Source organism: Chryseobacterium sp. Chry.R1, from assembly GCF_039645525.1.
Lineage (GTDB): Bacteria > Bacteroidota > Bacteroidia > Flavobacteriales > Weeksellaceae > Chryseobacterium > Chryseobacterium proteolyticum.
In genome coordinates this window covers 2,532,236-2,550,132 of record NZ_CP151793.1, presented here as the reverse complement: position 1 = coordinate 2,550,132, position 17,897 = coordinate 2,532,236, and the positions used below count along the sequence as shown (strand labels likewise).

Annotated in this window: 15 protein-coding genes; 6 read left to right on the top strand and 9 right to left on the bottom strand. The window is 36.1% G+C overall.

From position 1 onward, the window contains the following. Window positions 1–4 precede the first annotated feature (4 nt). Genes AAEU33_RS11645 through AAEU33_RS11635 form a run of 3 tightly spaced genes read right to left on the bottom strand, consistent with a single transcriptional unit; the run spans window position 5 to window position 3,032 of the window. Window positions 5–841 (bottom strand): phytoene/squalene synthase family protein, encoded by an 837-nt coding sequence (locus tag AAEU33_RS11645; RefSeq protein ID WP_273648485.1) that lies wholly within the window; start codon window positions 839–841, stop codon window positions 5–7. A 1-nt stretch (window position 842) separates the two neighbouring features. Beyond that, window positions 843–2,339: an oleate hydratase gene (locus AAEU33_RS11640; RefSeq protein WP_345987639.1), complete on the bottom strand. Its 1,497-nt coding sequence runs from the start codon at window positions 2,337–2,339 to the stop codon at window positions 843–845. Window positions 2,340–2,375: 36 nt separating this feature from the next. After that, on the bottom strand, window positions 2,376–3,032 hold the full coding sequence (locus AAEU33_RS11635; RefSeq protein WP_345987637.1) for a MarR family winged helix-turn-helix transcriptional regulator: 657 nt from the start codon (window positions 3,030–3,032) through the stop codon (window positions 2,376–2,378). Window positions 3,033–3,404: 372 nt separating this feature from the next. On the opposite strand from AAEU33_RS11635, the gene AAEU33_RS11630 reads away from it, so the two are divergent. Beyond that, on the top strand, window positions 3,405–5,807 hold the full coding sequence (locus AAEU33_RS11630) for a hypothetical protein (protein ID WP_345987635.1): 2,403 nt from the start codon (window positions 3,405–3,407) through the stop codon (window positions 5,805–5,807). Window positions 5,808–5,968: 161 nt separating this feature from the next. Here AAEU33_RS11630 and AAEU33_RS11625 read toward each other — a convergent pair whose 3' ends face one another. Then, window positions 5,969–6,580, bottom strand: a complete 612-nt coding sequence (locus AAEU33_RS11625) for a DUF4142 domain-containing protein (RefSeq protein WP_345987633.1) — start codon at window positions 6,578–6,580, stop codon at window positions 5,969–5,971. A 467-nt stretch (window positions 6,581–7,047) separates the two neighbouring features. On the opposite strand from AAEU33_RS11625, the gene AAEU33_RS11620 reads away from it, so the two are divergent. The 4 genes from AAEU33_RS11620 to AAEU33_RS11605 all read left to right on the top strand — a co-directional run bounded on the left by AAEU33_RS11620 (window position 7,048) and on the right by AAEU33_RS11605 (window position 10,262). After that, window positions 7,048–8,670 carry a hypothetical protein gene (locus tag AAEU33_RS11620; RefSeq protein WP_345987631.1) on the top strand — a complete coding sequence of 541 codons (1,623 nt, stop codon included), beginning with the start codon at window positions 7,048–7,050 and terminating at the stop codon, window positions 8,668–8,670. A gap of 162 nt (window positions 8,671–8,832) precedes the next feature. Beyond that, on the top strand, window positions 8,833–9,546 hold the full coding sequence (locus tag AAEU33_RS11615) for a 2OG-Fe(II) oxygenase (protein ID WP_345987629.1): 714 nt from the start codon (window positions 8,833–8,835) through the stop codon (window positions 9,544–9,546). 76 nt (window positions 9,547–9,622) lie between these two features. Next, window positions 9,623–9,901 carry an Ada metal-binding domain-containing protein gene (locus AAEU33_RS11610; RefSeq protein ID WP_306614667.1) on the top strand — a complete coding sequence of 93 codons (279 nt, stop codon included), beginning with the start codon at window positions 9,623–9,625 and terminating at the stop codon, window positions 9,899–9,901. A 184-nt stretch (window positions 9,902–10,085) separates the two neighbouring features. Then, window positions 10,086–10,262: a hypothetical protein gene (locus AAEU33_RS11605; RefSeq protein WP_273648494.1), complete on the top strand. Its 177-nt coding sequence runs from the start codon at window positions 10,086–10,088 to the stop codon at window positions 10,260–10,262. Window positions 10,263–10,341: 79 nt separating this feature from the next. Here the strand turns inward: AAEU33_RS11605 and AAEU33_RS11600 are convergent, their stop codons facing one another. Further along, entirely contained in the window at window positions 10,342–11,850 is a 1,509-nt protein-coding gene (locus AAEU33_RS11600; protein WP_345987626.1) for an adenosine kinase, read from the bottom strand. Window positions 11,851–12,144: 294 nt separating this feature from the next. Then, window positions 12,145–13,311, bottom strand: a complete 1,167-nt coding sequence (locus AAEU33_RS11595; protein WP_345987623.1) for a cupin domain-containing protein — start codon at window positions 13,309–13,311, stop codon at window positions 12,145–12,147. Between the two features lie 236 nt (window positions 13,312–13,547). Between AAEU33_RS11595 and AAEU33_RS11590 the strand changes: the two genes are divergently transcribed. Further along, entirely contained in the window at window positions 13,548–14,189 is a 642-nt protein-coding gene (locus tag AAEU33_RS11590) for a FadR/GntR family transcriptional regulator (protein ID WP_345987621.1), read from the top strand. Window positions 14,190–14,315: 126 nt separating this feature from the next. Here the strand turns inward: AAEU33_RS11590 and AAEU33_RS11585 are convergent, their stop codons facing one another. From AAEU33_RS11585 to AAEU33_RS11575, 3 genes are all read right to left on the bottom strand, one after another. Then, the gene (locus tag AAEU33_RS11585; protein WP_345987619.1) at window positions 14,316–14,921 is read right to left on the bottom strand and encodes a hypothetical protein; all 606 of its coding nucleotides are present in this window, start codon (window positions 14,919–14,921) and stop codon (window positions 14,316–14,318) included. A 1-nt stretch (window position 14,922) separates the two neighbouring features. Next, window positions 14,923–15,423 carry an RNA polymerase sigma factor gene (locus AAEU33_RS11580; RefSeq protein ID WP_345987617.1) on the bottom strand — a complete coding sequence of 167 codons (501 nt, stop codon included), beginning with the start codon at window positions 15,421–15,423 and terminating at the stop codon, window positions 14,923–14,925. 124 nt (window positions 15,424–15,547) lie between these two features. After that, window positions 15,548–16,885, bottom strand: coding sequence for a retropepsin-like aspartic protease (locus AAEU33_RS11575; RefSeq protein WP_345987615.1), 1,338 nt, complete (start codon window positions 16,883–16,885; stop codon window positions 15,548–15,550). Window positions 16,886–17,897 lie beyond the last annotated feature (1,012 nt).

The window sequence follows — 17,897 nt, the reverse complement described above, 5'->3', positions numbered from 1 at the left end:
TTAATTAGAAATAAGCAGCTTTGTATCTTATATAGCTTTTGAACGCAACAAAAAGTTTCTGTGAATTAGCGATCCTGACTCTTTGCTGTAAAATACGATGAGAGCTTGTCTTCTTTATTTTTTCAAACAATGACAGATAGTATCTGTATGCGAGATATACTCCGAACATAGAGGAACCTGGTAATTTTTTAATTCCCTGTAATGCTTCTTTAAATTCTCCTTCAATTTCTTTTTCGATCTGCCCTTTCACGGTGTTATCAAAGACAGACATATTTACAGACGGGAAATAGGTTCGTCCAAGGACCTGATAGTCATCTTTCAAATCCCTTAAAAAATTAACTTTCTGAAAAGCAGAGCCCAATTTCATGGCAAACGGTTTCAGCTTTTCAAATTGCTGTTTGTCACCTTCAGTAAAAATCTGCAGACACATCAAACCCACCACTTCAGCAGAGCCATAGATATATTCATCATAGAGTTCCGAGTTATAATCAATTTTATGAAGATCCATTTCCATGCTGTGTAAAAACTGCCTGATCAGCCTTGTATCGATATCATACCTGCGAACTGTTTCCTGAAAGGAATGCAAAATGGGATTCAGCGATATACCCTCTTCCAGTGCCCGATAGGTTTCAGCTCTTAATCTTTTCAAAAGTCTCTCTTTATCATAGCAATGAAAACTATCAACAATTTCATCTGCCAGGCGTACATAACCATAAATAGCATAAATAGCAGGTCTGATGGATGGCTTCAATGCCAATATTCCTAGTGAGAAACTGGAACTGTATTTTTGTGTGGTGCTCTTACTGACTTCGTAAGACAATTCATCAAACAATTTTTTCATATTAATTTATTTTTAGTTTACTAACTTCAGCCGCTACAATTTTTCCGGAAATTATTGACGGAGGAACACCCGGTCCCGGAACAGTTAATTGTCCTGTATAAAAAAGATTCTTAATCTTTTTGTTTCTTATTTTAGGTTTTAAAACAGCCGTCTGGGATAATGTATTGGATAATCCGTAGGCATTACCTTCATAAGCATTATAATCTGAAATAAAATCGCTGACACAATAACTTCTTTTGTATTCAATTCTGGATAGGAGACCGCTTTCTCCCGTATGTTTTTCAATTCTTGCAAGCATTTTCATCAGATATTGCTCTCTTAGAGACTCTTCGTCATGTATTCCCGGAGCAAGAGGCAACAGCAAGAAAAGATTCTCGCCATCCTGAGGTGCTACATCCGGATCTGTCTTTGAAGGACAGCATACATAAAACAAGGGTTTTGACGGCCACTTCTTATCTTTATAAATACAATCTATATGATCGTCAAGCTCATTTTCAAAAAACAGGGTGTGATGCTTTAAATGAGGAATTTTCCCTTTAACACCGAGATAGTAGATGAGACATGAAGGAGCAAAGGTTCTGGTTTTCCAATAGGCATCGGTATAGTTTCTGAGGGATTCAGGAATTAATGTTTCGGTATGATGATAGTCTGATGAGGCAATGACGGCATCAAATTCATGGTCTTCCCCATTGATCCTGATGGAAGTAACTTTGCCTTTTTCAGTATTGAGCTGCTGTACGTTATGGTTAAAATGGAAAGTTACGCCTTGTTTTTCTGCCACCTTCTTCATGGCAAGAACAAGCTGATAAAATCCTCCCATAGGATATTTTGTTCCCATGACATATCCTCCGTAATTCATCAGGCTGTACAATGCGGGAATATGTTGCGGTGAAGCACCGAGGAATATAACGGGAAATTCCATCAGTGATCTGAGCTTCGGATCCGAAAAGTAGCCCGAAACATATTTTCTGAAATTACTTACAAGATCAAGTTTCAGAGCACTACCCGCTATTTTTAAAGAAGCGAATTCAAGCCAGCTGTAACATGGTTTTGTCACAAAGTCTTTCATCCCCGTTTCATATTTGAATTGAGCAGACTGCATAAACTGATCATAACGCCGGCCAGCTCCGGGTTCTATTTTTTCAAATAAATCCCGGATTTCACTGTTTTTCTCGGGAACTGAGACTTTCTCTTTTGAAAAAACCATTTCAAACTGAGGATCTAACGATACCAATTGAAAAAAATCGGATGCTTTATAATCAAAATCACTGAAAAAGTCTTCAATGATATCAGGCATCCAATACCAGCTTGGTCCCATATCAAAAACATACCCGTTTTCCGTTTTAAATTGTCTTGCCCGTCCGCCAGGCTGGTTATGCTTTTCAAATACATGTACTTCATGTCCTGATTTTGCAGCATACGCAGCAGCAGAAAGTCCGGAAAATCCCGAGCCTATCACGGCAATTCTTTTTCTTAAGCTATTGGTATTCGTTATCATTTATTTAATCATTTTAACACAGACTTTTAAACTTCATCAGTTCAGCTTTTTATAGACAGCGTCCAGTAATTCCTGGGCTTCCAGATTCATACGGTAAAGGGAATGATGAAATTCATCCAATTTAGAGAGTATGGCAATGAACAGCATTTGTTCAGAATGGGTAAGGTTTCCTACTACAGCCCTTGAGGCTTTACGGATTTCATCCATATGCTCATTTAATACAGTAAGGCCTTCCTGTGTTAGCTGAACATGTTTTGTTCTTTTATCTTTTTGAGAAATCTCCTGTTTTACCCAGCCATTTCTGATCAAACGATTAATAATAAGAATGCCCGAAGATTTTTCATGCACATTACGTCTTATCAATTCCATTTTGGTCATGGGTCCTACAGACTTCAGGCTTATAAGGTAAATGAAATCATCCTGGCTTGAAAAAACGGAGTGGTAGGTTGTTGATCGCGAGTAAGATTTTGCATATCTCCCCATCCTTGTCAATAAAGTATTGATAATACTGTCGGTGCTCCTTCCTGATTCCATCCGCAGCCATCCAGGTTCTGATTCAGAATCCTCAGGATGCGAAATAATTAACCATTCCGCAAAACCCTGGATGTCGTTACTGTATAGAGCTTTGTCTTCATTTTGCTCCATAAATTGCTGAATAAGCTCTACCACTGTTTTGATAAGATCATAATTCATATCGAATAAATTAGTACACAAATATACTTATAAAAGAATATAAATATACCTTTATTGTATTTTATTTTTGTTAAAAGTCGTATAAGCCAATCGGTAAGAGCATTTAAATTAAAGAATATCATATGATCATAAAATCCAATAACATTTTAATAAACAATTAATTAAACAATTTTAAAACACCAAGGAACAGAATAAAAAGAGAGGAAAAAAAAATGTATATTAATAAACTATAAACAAGCTTATAACCAAAATTTTATATATAAATCTCATAATTAATTAAAATCTTATTAATTTTTTAAGTTAAAAGACAAATATCAAATTCGGAATCTTTAATTGAGTAATTTAGCATTGGACAAATGCACTAAGATTTTTATGAAAAATATCTTCTTTTTAATGCTGATTTCAACGGTTCAACCCTTATTATCACAAACCAAACTGGAAAAAGCAATCACTAATCTTGAAAATAATTACGAACAGGAAAAAGTATACCTCCTTACCGATAAACTTCAATATGCAGCGGGAGACCAGATCTGGTTTAAAGGTTTTGTATTTGACGGTTACAACCGTTCGACATTATCCACCACCCTGTTTGTGGAATTGTACGATTCCGATAAGAAGTTAATAGACTGGAAAACAGTACTTCTTACCAATGGCGAAGGCAGCGGAGATTTCAAGCTTAAAGCAGACCTTCCGGAGCAGGTTTATTTTGTAAGGGCCTATACTCCGTACATGACGAATTTCAGCGATGATTTCCAAATTGTTAAAACCCTTCCGGTTTACAATCCTACCTCAACTAAAGCATTAGAAGTTGCTAAAAATTCAGATTGGTCAGCCAAAGCGTTTCCTGAAGGTGGAAACTTCATTAATGGTACACCTACAAAATTTGCTGTAAGACTTTATGGCAATGTTTCTCTTCCGGAAAAATGGAGTGGAAAAATAATAGACGTACAAAATCCAAATGTTCCTATAACCACTTTCACCTCGCTTGATAAAAATGTAGCTTCTTTTAAAATAACGCCGGCATCAGGAAAAAAATACCAGGTCATCATTGAGGATAATACAGGAAAAAAACAAACCATCAATTTACCCGAAGTTGCAGACAGTGGTCTCCATGTAGAAGTTTCCAGCTCGAATGAAGGGATAAAATACAGTTTAAAAGGAGTCAATTTAAAACAACAGCTTCAGAATTATAAAATTGTAGGCACCATTAATAATCACTTAGCTTACAAGGCAAATATTACCCAATCAACCAGTGAAGTCTCAAGCACGATCCCTACAAAAATCAGCAATGGGGCCAATGGTGTTTTACAGCTGGCTATTTTTGATGAACAGGACAATCTGGTCGCAAAAAGACTTTGCTTTATCAAACCGAATAATTTAAAGATTGAGAAAGCAGAAATTGTTGGCCAGAATTTAAAAGAGACACCAAGATCCTTCAACAGTATCGACCTTTCACCGGAGTCTTATTTTAAAAATTATACGGTTCTGGTAAGTGAGGATGACGGAAGTAACACAACTGAAGAAGAGAATATCCTGAGCAGCCTTTGGTTAACAGGAGATCTTTCTTCAAAAATAGACAGTCCAGCCCAATACTTCTCTAAAAATGCCAATACCGAAGCTTTGGATGCCCTGCTTATTTCTGAAAACTGGAAAAGGTTTGACTGGAATTCAGTACTTAGCGGAACGGTTCCCGTCATTAAAGCCAATTCTCAGAAATTTCTTTCTTACAGGATAAAACCCCTTAAAGACAACGCCCTGATGAGAGATACCAATGTAAACGTAGTTCTGAAATTAGGGGAAAACGAACCCAGTATCAATCAGTTCAGAACCGATCAGATGGGATATATTTATTTGAACAATCTTAGTTTTGATGAACCCCTGAACGTTTCCGTATTTGCAAATTCTGAGAAGGGTAAGGAATCAGAAAATGATCATTTATTCGTGACGGTAGAACCCTTGGTTACCCCAACACCCTTTAAAGGAAGCTTGCCGGCTACGAAATACACATTGGTAACAGCCACTGAGAATAAAAAACTTCCTCCGGCCATTTCAAAAGCCATCAACACTCAGAAAAATATTAAAAAGCTGGAACATATTGATGTCCAAATTGAAGAAGTACAATTAACAGGAAAAAAGAAGGATCCCAAAGAAGAATTAAACAAACAACTATCCTCGGGAATGTTCAGTTCCGTGAATTCCACTATATTCGATTTCGTTAACGAGGACCAACATGTCGCCGGATCAACCAATATATTGGACTGGCTGCAGGGAAGAGCTGCCGGTTTAACATTCCAGAGAAATAACTCAGCGATCAATGTACCCTATATCCGTGGTCAGCAAGCCAAGCTTTACCTGGATGAAACCCCTACCGATGCAAGTATGATCACCAGCCTTCCGGTCAACAATATTGCCATGGTGAAAATTATTAAGGGTTCCGGACTAATCGGTAACGCAGTACTCATCTATACAATGAGAGGCAATATGAAATCTAAAAGTAACGAGAAGGATCCTCAAAAGAACAACCTATCGGTTATAAAGGGATACGACAAACCATCAGAATTTCCTATTGAAACACTGGATACGGATGATCCTGCAAAGAAAATTGAAAATGACACCCGGGAAACGCTTTACTGGAATCCTAATCTGTATGACAGTGATTATGTTCCTCCAAGAATTAAATTCTTCAATAACGACACCGCAAAACAATATAAGGTACTGATCATCAGTTTTGATGAAGATGACAATATTCTGTATGAAAACAGGGTGTTTAAATAGTATTTATCTATCTCCAAATAAAAAGATTCGAAAACGTGCAGTTTTCGAATCTTCTATTATTTGTTAATCCGTAAGATTAATAAAATAAAGCCACAGGATCGAAAAAAACGGTTCACACATCATTCTAAGATTTACGTTTCTTACAATTTGTGGCTTTATTTTTACTTTATTCCGGATTTTGTTTTTTGTGCTTCCATTAAATGGTGATCCAAAGTTGGTAAGGTTTTGCTTGCAAATGACTTCAGTGAAGCTTCCTGACCATCAGCAGCTTCTTTTTTGAACTCTGCAATATCTTCTTTGTGGTCACTCACCATAAGATCACTATACATACGATCGAATTCTGCTCCTTTTTTAGACTTCAGCTCATCGTACTTCTTTTGTTTTTCAGCATCTAAACTTGTTGGTAAAGTATAACCAACTGTTGACGCCCAGCTTTTTAGTTCTTCATTCGCTTTACTGTGATCTTTTACCATCATTTCACCCAGGTTTTTTACATTTTTGTCGGAAGCATTCGTCGCGGCAAGCTTCCCCATCATTACCTCCATCAAACCTCCCTGAGCTGCTCCATCGGCAAATTTCTTATCCTGATCCGAAAGAGAGACTTTGGTATTGGTAGTGCCTGTTACAGTGGTAGAATCGGCCGTCACGGCTGGTGAATCAACGGAGGGAGCCACTGCTGTACTGTCCATCGGTTGATTAACTGTCGTTGTTTCGCTTTTCTTACAGGCCAACATCGTGGAAACTGCAAGAAGGGTTAAAATTGAATTTTTCATAATATAATTAAATTGGTTTGGTCAGTAAAATAAAAAAAATCATCCCTTACACCGGAGAAGATCATTTCTGTTTCACATCGAATTTAGAAAAGTAAAACCGGATACTTTATGACCTGAATCATATTCATCAATCACTTTTTATCTTTTTATGTTTCTCAAGGGGTAAATCTTTCTTATGGTAAAACATTGTAAAACCAATACCTCTGTAGTCTAAAACCTATATGCTCAATTCATTAAGAAAAAAGAAAACAATACCCCAACCCAACACCTGATTTACAAAAAATAGGGGTATGCCCTGACCCACAAATTCAATTTTCATAGGAAATTAGCAATACAAACCTGGTTTATGGAGATGTTTCGGGATTCAGTTCAATAGAATTCCAGAATCATAATGTCCCATAAGATGGAAAATAAAACCACAAAAATGGAGAAATGAAAATATTACATATCGCTTAAGAAATAATATTATGAAAGAAAAACTTGTAAAGCAAAAGGAAGACCTATCTCAGATACAAACTATTTTGCAAAGCCTGGATATTGACAACGATGAAAGATTTCAATGGGGTTCAGAAGGATCACTACAGGACTATGAATATGACTTAAAGATTGTAAAAAAAGATGTCAGCTTTTACCTGAAAGAGGATTTGTATTACATAAACCGTATAAGGCAAAATTACATCTCATCTACACCCGATACGGAAGAGCACAAAATCTTAGAAGCTGAGTTAAGCAGAATGAAAAAAATGTACAATTATAAGATCAATTATCTGACTATTATGTCTCACCTGAAAGATATGGTGGATAAGCCTAAGATTGAATTGGCTAAACTTGAAAAAAGATACTCAGATCAAATTCGCCAGCTGGAATATGAACGTTCCAGACCAATACATTTCAGGCAACGTACCCATGAAGGATACAAGAGGAAAATAATTAGAAAGTCTGAGCGATCATATGATCAAAAAATAAAAAAAACAAAAAAAGACCTCGAAGATGAGAAAAAAGAAACAGCTATCAGGATAAAAAAAGAAGAAAAAGAGCTGTTCAAAGAAGTTACTCAGTTTCTGAAAATTGATGAACGTTATATATCGCTTATAAAATCAGGTGTTATGTTATTGCCTAGTGACTCACGCCTGGCAGCAATTTTCCCAAAAAGCCGGTGGCTCACATTCAACAGTTCCAACAAAATTAACAGACATGAAATCATGCATCAGCATGCGCGCAAACTTTTAATGAAGCATAATTTGTTTACAGGAGAAACAGGCATATTACCTGGTAGCAGGAAAGGATGTATTTGTATTATGTACATTAAAGAGGGACACATGAAAGATCGTAGTGGAGCAACTTTCAGACCTGTCTTTGGAGCCTCTGGTATCAGACCTTATGGTGAAAAATTTAATTTAGAAGAAGTACAGATTGAAAGAAATAGTTATATCAGTATGGGAGTCCCCGATCCCATAGATGCAGCCGGTAATTCTTATGAAAAAACAGTCGAAAGGTTACTTAAGCACGTGGATATTATGCAACGCCTTGGCATAAAACCACCTTCAATGCAATCCAGCTTATATTTCCTGCAAACTCCCGAATATAGGGACAATAAAAATAGACAAAACAGGATCACTATGCTTGAAAACTGGATGCCAAGTAACTGTGCTGAACCAGCTATTATGACGGCCATTTACCAAATGTACAGCCGGCCGGCTGATATTTACCTGTCCGTACCTTTTGAAGGTTATTTGTCTGAAGGAAAACTTTTACTTAAATATACCTGTGCGAGGTGTGCCCTATCGGAACCTGCTTTTATGTCACCAGTCGACACAAGCACAGGACAAAGGCTTACCGACATGCGCTTACAGAGTAATAGATCGTTCCTAATAAGCGATCGTATATTATCTGAAGGGCTAATGTATAATCATGCCAAGAAGAAAAACAATGAGGAGGACAAAGCTCATCCTTATAGTAAAAAGGATGTTGCTATAAAACGTACAGCTCTTCTCAATCAGGCATATGGTTTTGAACATGTAAAACGTGGACACGAGCAAGTCGCTATGGATACCACAATGATACTCATGATAGGTCTGAAATTTAAATAAAAAGATACTGACCATATACTGCGATAGTAAGATGCGGATATGCATATGGCTGCAACAATAGCATCGTTAAAGAAAATCCACATCAATTTTAGTACAATACCGCAAGTTTCGGATTTCTTATTTCTCTGTGTAAAGCTAATTTTACTTCATAAAGATCATGATATGAAAGATATAGAAAAGAGGCTTGCTGCGAAGGATTGGCATTCAGTAAAAAGAGAACTGCACGATAAGGGTTTTGTGATTGTCCGGGATGTATTAAGCAAAATGGAATGTGACAATTTAATTGCTTTATACAATGCAGACAACACGTACCGCAAAACCATCAATATGGAACGATATCGTTTTGGCCGGGGAGAGTATAAATATTTCCAATATCCTTTACCTGAACTCATTACCACGATCAGGGAACAGGTATATGCTGAAATAGCACCGGTGGCCAATCAGTGGATGCAGGAACTTGCTATCGAAAAAACATTCCCTTCCACACATAAGGAGATGAAAAAACTCTGTATGGAACATAACCAGGAAAAGCCAACAGTATTAATATTAAAATATAGTGAAGGTGGATTTAACACCTTGCATCAGGATCTGTATGGTGAAATTTATTTTCCGATGCAGATCGTTTTTATGCTAGATCAGACAGAGGAGGATTATACAGGAGGAGAATTTGTTATAACAGAGCAGATTCCCCGTGCGCAATCCAAAGCTAATGTATTAAAACCCAACCGGGGCGATATGCTGATACTCACAACCAATTTCCGTCCGGTGAAAGGGTCTAAAGGGTATTACCGGGTTCATATGAAACATGGTGTAAGTCCTGTTTACAGTGGACACAGGCACAGCCTGGGTATTATTTTCCATGATGGATTGAGTTAAGTCTTACCTCCATCAAAACGGTTTAAAAGACTTTTTGAGATAAAAATAAATCTGGAAACCAATATCAAGCAATAAGATGATAAAGCATACCGATCTCGGCCAGACTTCCGAGGAAAGAAAAAAAGCGCTCAGCTCTCTGATCCGTAATGGCGTTATAACACTTGGTGGTTATAAAAAAGCAAAGATTTATGGTTTACTTTCGTGTTCTTCAGGTAAAAGAATGAAGACCGAAAACCGTGTTTTCTTTAAAAACGAAGAAGAAGCGCTTACATATAACTATAGGCCTTGCGGAAACTGCATGAAGGAAAAATATGAGGAATGGAAAAAGAAGACTAGTAAAGTGAGAACTACATAAGAATCATCGGATCATACATAATAAAAGTGAATATTAATCCTATATTGTTGTATCCATTATTAAATACTTTGAAAAGGAATTTACGGAATTCTCATTCGCTCCTCACATCATATTTTAATAAAGTTTATTTATGTATATTGGATATGTATTTTTTATAAAAAAATAAAAACTAAATACCAATTTTATGAAAAACTTAAAAAACTTACCCCAAAAGCTCACCAAAAGAGAACTGAAAAAAATTACAGGAGGAAATGATCCGGATCTATCTTATCCGATGTGTACACCAAGACAATGCGAGACGCTTGATATGAAATGTGACCGCCTTAACAGCTGTCCACCACTCTATCCGGATCCGGACTAGTAATGAAATATTGAGATCTGCTCACAAAAAAAGCATCATTAAAATAATGATGCTTTTCTTATATTTATAGTATATCTGATTACTTAAGCCTGCCATTCATCTCCTTAACAAAATCATCCCATTGCTTATTCAGATACGTCAATGACTGTTTCTTTTCACTTTCATTCAGAGACGAATAATTAATTGAATTAAAAACAAGCTTCTTCAGGGCTTTTACATCAAGTTCCCAATACATATACGCGACCCAGAAATCATATCCAAGACCTTCGTATCCGTAAACACTAGGATCATCACTGTTAATGGAACACTGTATTCCGTTACTTAGCAAAACTCTTGCAGGATGATTTCTCAGATCACTCACATATCCTAAAACCTGGTTACTGATCGGGCTAACCTCAACAAGCTTATTTTGTTTTTTGATCAGTTCCATAGTTTTGGGAAAATAGATCAGATTCAAACCATGTCCGATTCTTGGGTTGTCCAGTGATGCAATATCGATCATATTTTTATTAAAGACAGAAACGCTTTCCCCTGCATGAAGGAAAAGAGGCATCTTTACGCCATACTTTTTACTGAGTTCATTCAGTTTCGCCCAATCTTCCCGAAAAGAGTAAATACTATTCCCGGCAGCCTCATCGGCCACAAGGTCAAAACCTGAAATAACATCCGGAAATTCTTTTTTAAGTTCAAAAGCTGTTTCAAGTTGTTTTCCTATAGCCTGTGGATCTAAAAATTTAAAACTTGAGTAAATTAATTTCAGACTGAATTCCGGGTACTTTTTCTGTATCTCTTTCACTACTTCCTGCAAATCTGTGACTGAAGTTTTCAGAGGGCATTTTCCATGCTGAAAATCGTACAATTCATCAAAAACATATCTTATTTCTACATGCTGTACTTTATTTGCCGCTAAATCTTCAAATCCTTTTTTATAATACTCTTTGAAAAAAGGACGGTAAGGTAACAGGAGGCTTATCCTTGTAAAGCGTTTTTCAAATTCAATCCAGTAATCCGAATACGTACAGAGTGATTCCCGCTTCAGCAGAAGAAGTTCTGTCAACTGTTTTTCAAAGCCGGGTTCGGAACTCAATTTTTGATCAAGGCTGACAAATCCTTTTGGGACTTTCCCATCTTGAAAAAACGCCAGCTGCCCGAAAATAAAATCTTTGGTATCCGCCTGATCATAGATATAGCATTCTTTATATTTTCTTGCTGCAGCAATTACCCATTTAGCATCCGTGATCCCGCCACTATGCGTATGCAGTAATCCTCCTTTAGGCATTGATTGGAAGATCTCAAATAATTTACTGCTTTCAATCAGAGGTTTTAATTCATTAAATGAGCTATTATATAAAGATACTTTTTGCTTTTCTGCTCCGGCCAGGAAATCTTTTCTTATCTGAAATAGTTTTTGATCCAAAGCAATTTCAGCATCAGATAACTTTACATCAGCATCGAAAGCAATTGCTTTATTCTGCTGTTCCAGCTGCATCCAGTTTTGTTGATATGCAGAATTTTCAGCCACTTTGCTTTGGCATCCAAATAAAGGAAATCCAAAAAATAACAGATAAGTAATATATTTTTTCATCATAATATCGAGGGTTATATGGCATAATTCGGCATGCCTAAGAATTAATTATTATCAAAAATATAATTAATTTTTTGAGTAAAACAACTTCAACCTGGCAGAATCTCAGATAAAATAAAGGAATGCAGCCGCTAAGAACTGAGTCTCAACGACTTTATTTTTGATACTCCTGATTTATATTTTGTTCTTTTAGGATCATCAAAATTATTTCAACCTGAATGAACCCCAAACAGCATCTTATTAATAAGGCTTCTGAGATTATACTTCAGAAGCCTTATTTTTCCATATTTTCCAAAACTAAAAAATTCCTTTTTTGTGATTTGCTATTTTAGCCGTCAGGGCTGGGGTAATTCCAAAATGATCTTCAACAAGTTGCGCTGGATTAGAGGCCAGCCAGTCATTCAAGGATATATCCTGATATTCGTCAGAATTGAAAACAATAATCAATTTAAGGGTTTCAGTGCCGGTGTTTTCTATATAGTGACCGAAACCTTGCTTGATAAAAGAAACCATACCTTTTTTATAAGGCATTGTTTTTACCCGTCCATGTGAACCAAAAATACTCAGATTTCCCTGTCCGCTCATAACGTATTGCCACTCGTCGGCATTAGGATGCCAGTGCAGTTCACGGATTGCTCCTGGTTCGATATCCATCCGTAAAGCAGTTAAAGTCTTTTGAATAGGGAATTCCTGAGCAGATACTTTTATAGTAGAACCACCAGGATATTTTTCATAAACACCATCGGTCTCCATGCGAAATTTATGGGCCGCATAACTTGGAGGTATATTGGGATCTATGTTTTGTGGTTTTTTGGCTGTGGCTATTTTCCCCGTACCAATATAAAGCTCTTTATGAGGAGAGGATGCAAATGCATTTGCCGGTAATCCGGAATTGCGTGCCAGTATCTCAGGAGAGAGATGGTTGATCCAGTCTGTGGAACTGAAAGTTCCAAATTCAGAAAAGTGACCATTGTCAAAGACTAATAAAAACAGGCATGATTGATCACCAATACACTGCAGGCAATGTCCGTGGCCCTTCGGGAAATACCAGATATCACCTTTCTCGAAATCATCTGTTGCCGTAGTTCCATCCGGAGCAACAACAGTTGTGCGTACACTTCCTTCTAACACATAAGCCCATTCTGCTGCGATTGAATGCCAGTGTAATTCACGGAAGCTACCCGGGTTTAACCGCATAATTACTCCTGCAATACTTTGCGATACCGGAAATTCTTCTACAGTCGCTTCTTTGGCTGTACCACCGGGACCTACCCAGCCCTTACTACCATTTTCAATGTCGTATACAAAATCTTCCAATTCTTCTACCTTGGGATCGTTTGACCCATTTTTTACTGAAGTTTCGGCCTTTTTTGGAATTAATAAATCTAGGCCTGTTGATGCTGTTACCAAACCAAAGCTTGATAAAGATACTGCGGAAAGAAATCCACGTCTTGTTGTTGCCATATCTTTTTATATTAATATTAAAACAAATGTAAAATTTAAATATGACATCTCAAAGCAAAACATCATATGTTTTTAAAAAACATCATATGTTTAATTTTTATACTTATATAACTGTATTGAAAGGCGTTTGCTGGTAAAATAACATTTTCAACGAGTCCAACTACCTCAGAATTCTAAGGAATTATATGATGTTTACCAGAAATGTCGTATGTTTGCTGCAAAGGAGTTAGCGAATCATGAAACTTTACGAAAAGGTAATTAGTCTGATAAAGAAAGATATTTCTCAAGGGAAATACAAAGCGGGGGAAAAGATACCTTCCGAACCTGAACTGATGAAGTTATATGGCGTAGGTCGTTCCACGATCAGAGAAGCGATTAAAACCATGGCCATTTCAGGGATTCTGAAAGTACAGCAGGGATCCGGGACTTTTGTTAATAACAGCTTCCAGGAGGTCAGCATTGAGCAGCGCTTAAGACGTGCAGATTTTGATGACGTCAATGCAGTAAGGAGACTTCTGGAGAAGGAAATTGTAAAATTGGCCGCACAAAATCGTACTGAGGAACAACTTCAGGAGATCGAACAATATTTAGAAAATCGCAGACTGGCTATTCATGCTGAAGACGCTCAGCTTTGTGCCGATACAGATATTGCTTTTCATATAGCGATTGCCAAGGCTTCCTCAAACCCAGTATTATCTGATTTATATTACAGTTTCACCTTAATCATGCGTAATTTTTTTCTTGCAAGAGAAAAGCAAGGAATCAGCCGTTTTGCAATGAATCATCATTTGCATGAACAATTATTTAAAGCGATTAAGAACAAAAAAACCAACCAAGCCCAATTAGTTCTTCAAAGAATTCTGGACAATAACTATTAAGATTTTTGATATACACCAGCCGTTATTTGTGGATCTTGTTTACAACAATAGCTACAGCTAATAATTATTGGACAGTCTCACTCTTAAAGAAAACAATAGCCCTTCTGTATTTCAGAAGGGCTACCCTTATTGCATTTCAGCTAATACATCCTTCAGTTTTTTAAGGTATTGTCCAAAATATTTATTAAATGTGTATTCACTGATCAGATAATGGAATCCGAATATCGCCACATATATACATAATCTGAGAGGAAAATCAATTTTAGCCAGCAGGTCAAGTCCCTGAATCCAATCCACCCTATTATATCTGAGTAAAACTTCCGAAGAAATGATCAGCAATAAAAAAAGGAACCTTGTTGCTATAAGATAACGACCATTGCTTTTGATAAGTTTCCTGATCTTTATTTCAATATCTTTCTTTACCGGGCCATTAAACGTTTCCAAACCATTGATCAGTTTTAAATTGAAAAAATGATAAATGATCATTACAGGCAGAATGGCGGCCGCCACCCATATAAAAAAACTGTTTCCCGTTTTATTTGCATTTATGCCTGCAATTATTAAAAAAACGAAAAGAGCGGGTAAAATCATCAGCTGCTTTTTTGTTCTTTTTTTGAGGGCATCAAGTGGAGAGGCTATCCCTCTTCTAGTAGCAGAAATAATATCAAATTCGTTCTGATCTACATTGACTGAAATTGTTTTCCAGTTGTTTTTCAATACATCTAATTCCATCTTATTTGTTGTTTGTTAAGGTTCTTAATTTGTCTTTAATCCTGTTCATCTTTACTCTCAACGTTGCATTGCTGATCCCCAGAATCTCTTCCATTTCATCGTAAGATTTATCTTCCAGGTACAACATTACAACCGATTTTTCCACATCATTCAGTTGTTGTATCGCTACATACAACTGTTGATGCTGTTCTTCTTTCAATCCCGTATCTTCTTCATAGGAGACCTGAACGTACTGCAGTTCAATATCAATGATCTGAATAGAACGTTTCGGTTTGGAAAGACTCATCAGAACCGTATTAATAGCAATCCTGTAGAGCCAGGTACTGAATTTTGACTCACCTCTGAATTTCGGATAAGATTTCCACAACTGAATAATAATATCCTGATACATCTCCTGAATAGTATTGGGATCATTGCTATACATCCTGCAAACCTTATAGATTAAAAGTTTATATTCTTTTAGCCTGAGCTCAAACTCTAATTCTAAATCTGTCTTTTTCAAATCTTTAGATTTTAGCTATTTGTTACCCGTTGTAACAAAATGTTACGAAATAATTGATCTAAAAAAATAATCCCTCCTGATGTTTTCCGGAGGGATTATTTTCTAAATCTTTTTCTAATTTATATTAATCAAACTTAATGAACATCTGATCGAAATTCATCGTCATTTTATTAAATTTTCGGATAACATCCTGCCCTATATTTCCATACACGGTTTCTTTATTGATCTTATCTTTTAGTAAACGGATATCCCTTAATTCGATTTCTTTTCCAAGGATATGGAAAGTATGATTTATTTTAAATCCATCGTATTCGGCTTTTCCACCAGCTCCTCCCATGTCGATCTTACTTACTTTATAATGCTCATCGATTTCTTTTTTATTCTCCTGGTAAAAGGGAGCATATAACATCGTCTGATCTGCTCCCGTATCAAAACTATAGTGTTTTCCATCTATAAAAATAAGAGGTGAAAGACCGTCGATCGCCATATTGGAAGGACTACTTATTTTGGTTTCAGCCTCCGGTACAATAAAATAGTCATCCTGTGTCAGCTGCACTTCACGAAGTGCTTCAATAACAGGAAATCCAAGAATGCCATTGATCTGGTATTTAATTTGCGGAAAGCTAAGCGCAGTATCAGCAAACACCAAAAAAACAGCATTTTCTATGATGACATTCCCTAGCTTAAACTTTTCACAAACCGCCAGGTCAGCCTTTACGGATATACCGGTAATTGCATCCACATCTATGCCTGCGGGAATAATCCTCATTTTCAAACGCTTAGCCGCAGATTCTGAAATAGTAGATATATTAGCTCCCGTATCGAAAATAAAATTCATAAAATCGTCACCAATCTGCACTTTGAGATTTTTTAAATTAGCCACATCTTTTTCCATTTTCATGTTTGTACTCCCTTTCATCGTAACTTTCTGACGAGGCTCCTTTTCAAGTGCTGTCCAGATTTTCAGGTTATTCTTCAGATCACTCCTCTCTTCTTCTGTCAATATCTGATCATATTTTTTCAGGGTATTCTGTACCGCAGTTTTTGCTCCCGCATAATCATATTGCTTCATACTGTTATCCTCTTTGAGATGAGATATTTTCAACAGTAGTGAATCTGGTAGCGTTATTGTTTTCAACTCTTCCAGTTTCAAAATTTTCAGGTCGGACTCCCGGGGCTTATTGAATGCATTGTTAAGAATCGCTTCCGTAAAGTATTGGTATTCTACCGGCAATTTTTTCACGGCTGTTGCAAAAATTTCACGTGCACTGAAGAAGTTTTTTGTCTGTATTTGCGCATACAAACTATTAAATTCAGAATTATGGGTCTGGCTAAAACTAAAGCTACAAACGAACAGGAAGGTCGTTACCATAATTTGACCAATAATCTTATTCTTATGAAACAACTTTCCCCTTTCTAAGTTTTTCCTAAATCTTTTAAACTTAATTTTATAATTTTTCATACTACCAAACTTTTCATTAATAATTTAAATATTTAGTCCGCTAATTTATTAAATACAGCAACGCTACACATATAAATTACTTAAAATTTTAAACACTTACCATCAATCCATTTTCCCTGATCATCCCTATTATCAATAATCTTGTCATATTGTTGCTGCAACCCTGTTCAATTATCAGCACTTAAACTGACCAGCTTGGTACAAAATTATTGAAGCAATTCATCGAATTGATTCTCATTCGTTTTGTAAAAAAGACAACGTTTTTAATATTATATTTTTGTAATACAAAAAACAAATCCCTACCCGTTGAAATATTTAATTTTTATTTGTACATTTGCGTGACGTTATCGGATAATTGTAAACATTTTACAATTGAAGTAACACAGATTGTACCCGTTTAATGACCGGAATAAAAATTTAAGAAACAGATAATTAGCATTATTTGGAGTACGGATTTTATGATATGGATGTGACCATCTTTATACAAAATCAACTGAATTTTCTACCAATTCAGTCTGCTCATTTTTTCCAAATATACCCCTATTTGTATGTTATCTTTTTGTAATATTAAAAAAACAAATCTCCACCTATTGAAATATCACATTTTTATTCATATATTTGCTTAATATTGCTAAATAATTATAAATATTTATAATTATTATCACATAGATTGTACCAGTTTTTTCATAAGAATAAAAATATAAGTTTCAGGTGTTTAATGATATTTGAAGGCTAAAAAGAGTCATTGTTAAAAAATCATTACCAAATCGCCTTTATTATTAAACATATCACAGAATTAATTATTTTTATTCCATCATAACAGACGATCGTTCTATATATCGGACGTTCAGCATCCTGCTATGACATTTCCCGCCGTTTATCTCAAAATTATAAATGTAATGAAAAATCTAATCACCATCGACTTAAAGCCCCATGAAAAGAGCAATGTAGAATGCATGCCTTATAAGCACCGCTCAATAGCATTTTGGAAAACCAATTCTTTTAAAATTAA

Coding starts and splice junctions, on each gene's coding strand:
- AAEU33_RS11610 (WP_306614667.1), top strand. CDS start 9,623: ATGATAAAGCATACCGATCTCGGCCAGACTTCCGAGGAAAGAAAAAAA.
- AAEU33_RS11600 (WP_345987626.1), bottom strand. CDS start 11,850: ATGATGAAAAAATATATTACTTATCTGTTATTTTTTGGATTTCCTTTA.
- AAEU33_RS11645 (WP_273648485.1), bottom strand. CDS start 841: ATGAAAAAATTGTTTGATGAATTGTCTTACGAAGTCAGTAAGAGCACC.
- AAEU33_RS11625 (WP_345987633.1), bottom strand. CDS start 6,580: ATGAAAAATTCAATTTTAACCCTTCTTGCAGTTTCCACGATGTTGGCC.
- AAEU33_RS11615 (WP_345987629.1), top strand. CDS start 8,833: ATGAAAGATATAGAAAAGAGGCTTGCTGCGAAGGATTGGCATTCAGTA.
- AAEU33_RS11605 (WP_273648494.1), top strand. CDS start 10,086: ATGAAAAACTTAAAAAACTTACCCCAAAAGCTCACCAAAAGAGAACTG.
- AAEU33_RS11585 (WP_345987619.1), bottom strand. CDS start 14,921: ATGGAATTAGATGTATTGAAAAACAACTGGAAAACAATTTCAGTCAAT.
- AAEU33_RS11575 (WP_345987615.1), bottom strand. CDS start 16,885: ATGAAAAATTATAAAATTAAGTTTAAAAGATTTAGGAAAAACTTAGAA.
- AAEU33_RS11640 (WP_345987639.1), bottom strand. CDS start 2,339: ATGATAACGAATACCAATAGCTTAAGAAAAAGAATTGCCGTGATAGGC.
- AAEU33_RS11590 (WP_345987621.1), top strand. CDS start 13,548: ATGAAACTTTACGAAAAGGTAATTAGTCTGATAAAGAAAGATATTTCT.
- AAEU33_RS11630 (WP_345987635.1), top strand. CDS start 3,405: ATGAAAAATATCTTCTTTTTAATGCTGATTTCAACGGTTCAACCCTTA.
- AAEU33_RS11620 (WP_345987631.1), top strand. CDS start 7,048: ATGAAAGAAAAACTTGTAAAGCAAAAGGAAGACCTATCTCAGATACAA.
- AAEU33_RS11635 (WP_345987637.1), bottom strand. CDS start 3,032: ATGAATTATGATCTTATCAAAACAGTGGTAGAGCTTATTCAGCAATTT.
- AAEU33_RS11595 (WP_345987623.1), bottom strand. CDS start 13,311: ATGGCAACAACAAGACGTGGATTTCTTTCCGCAGTATCTTTATCAAGC.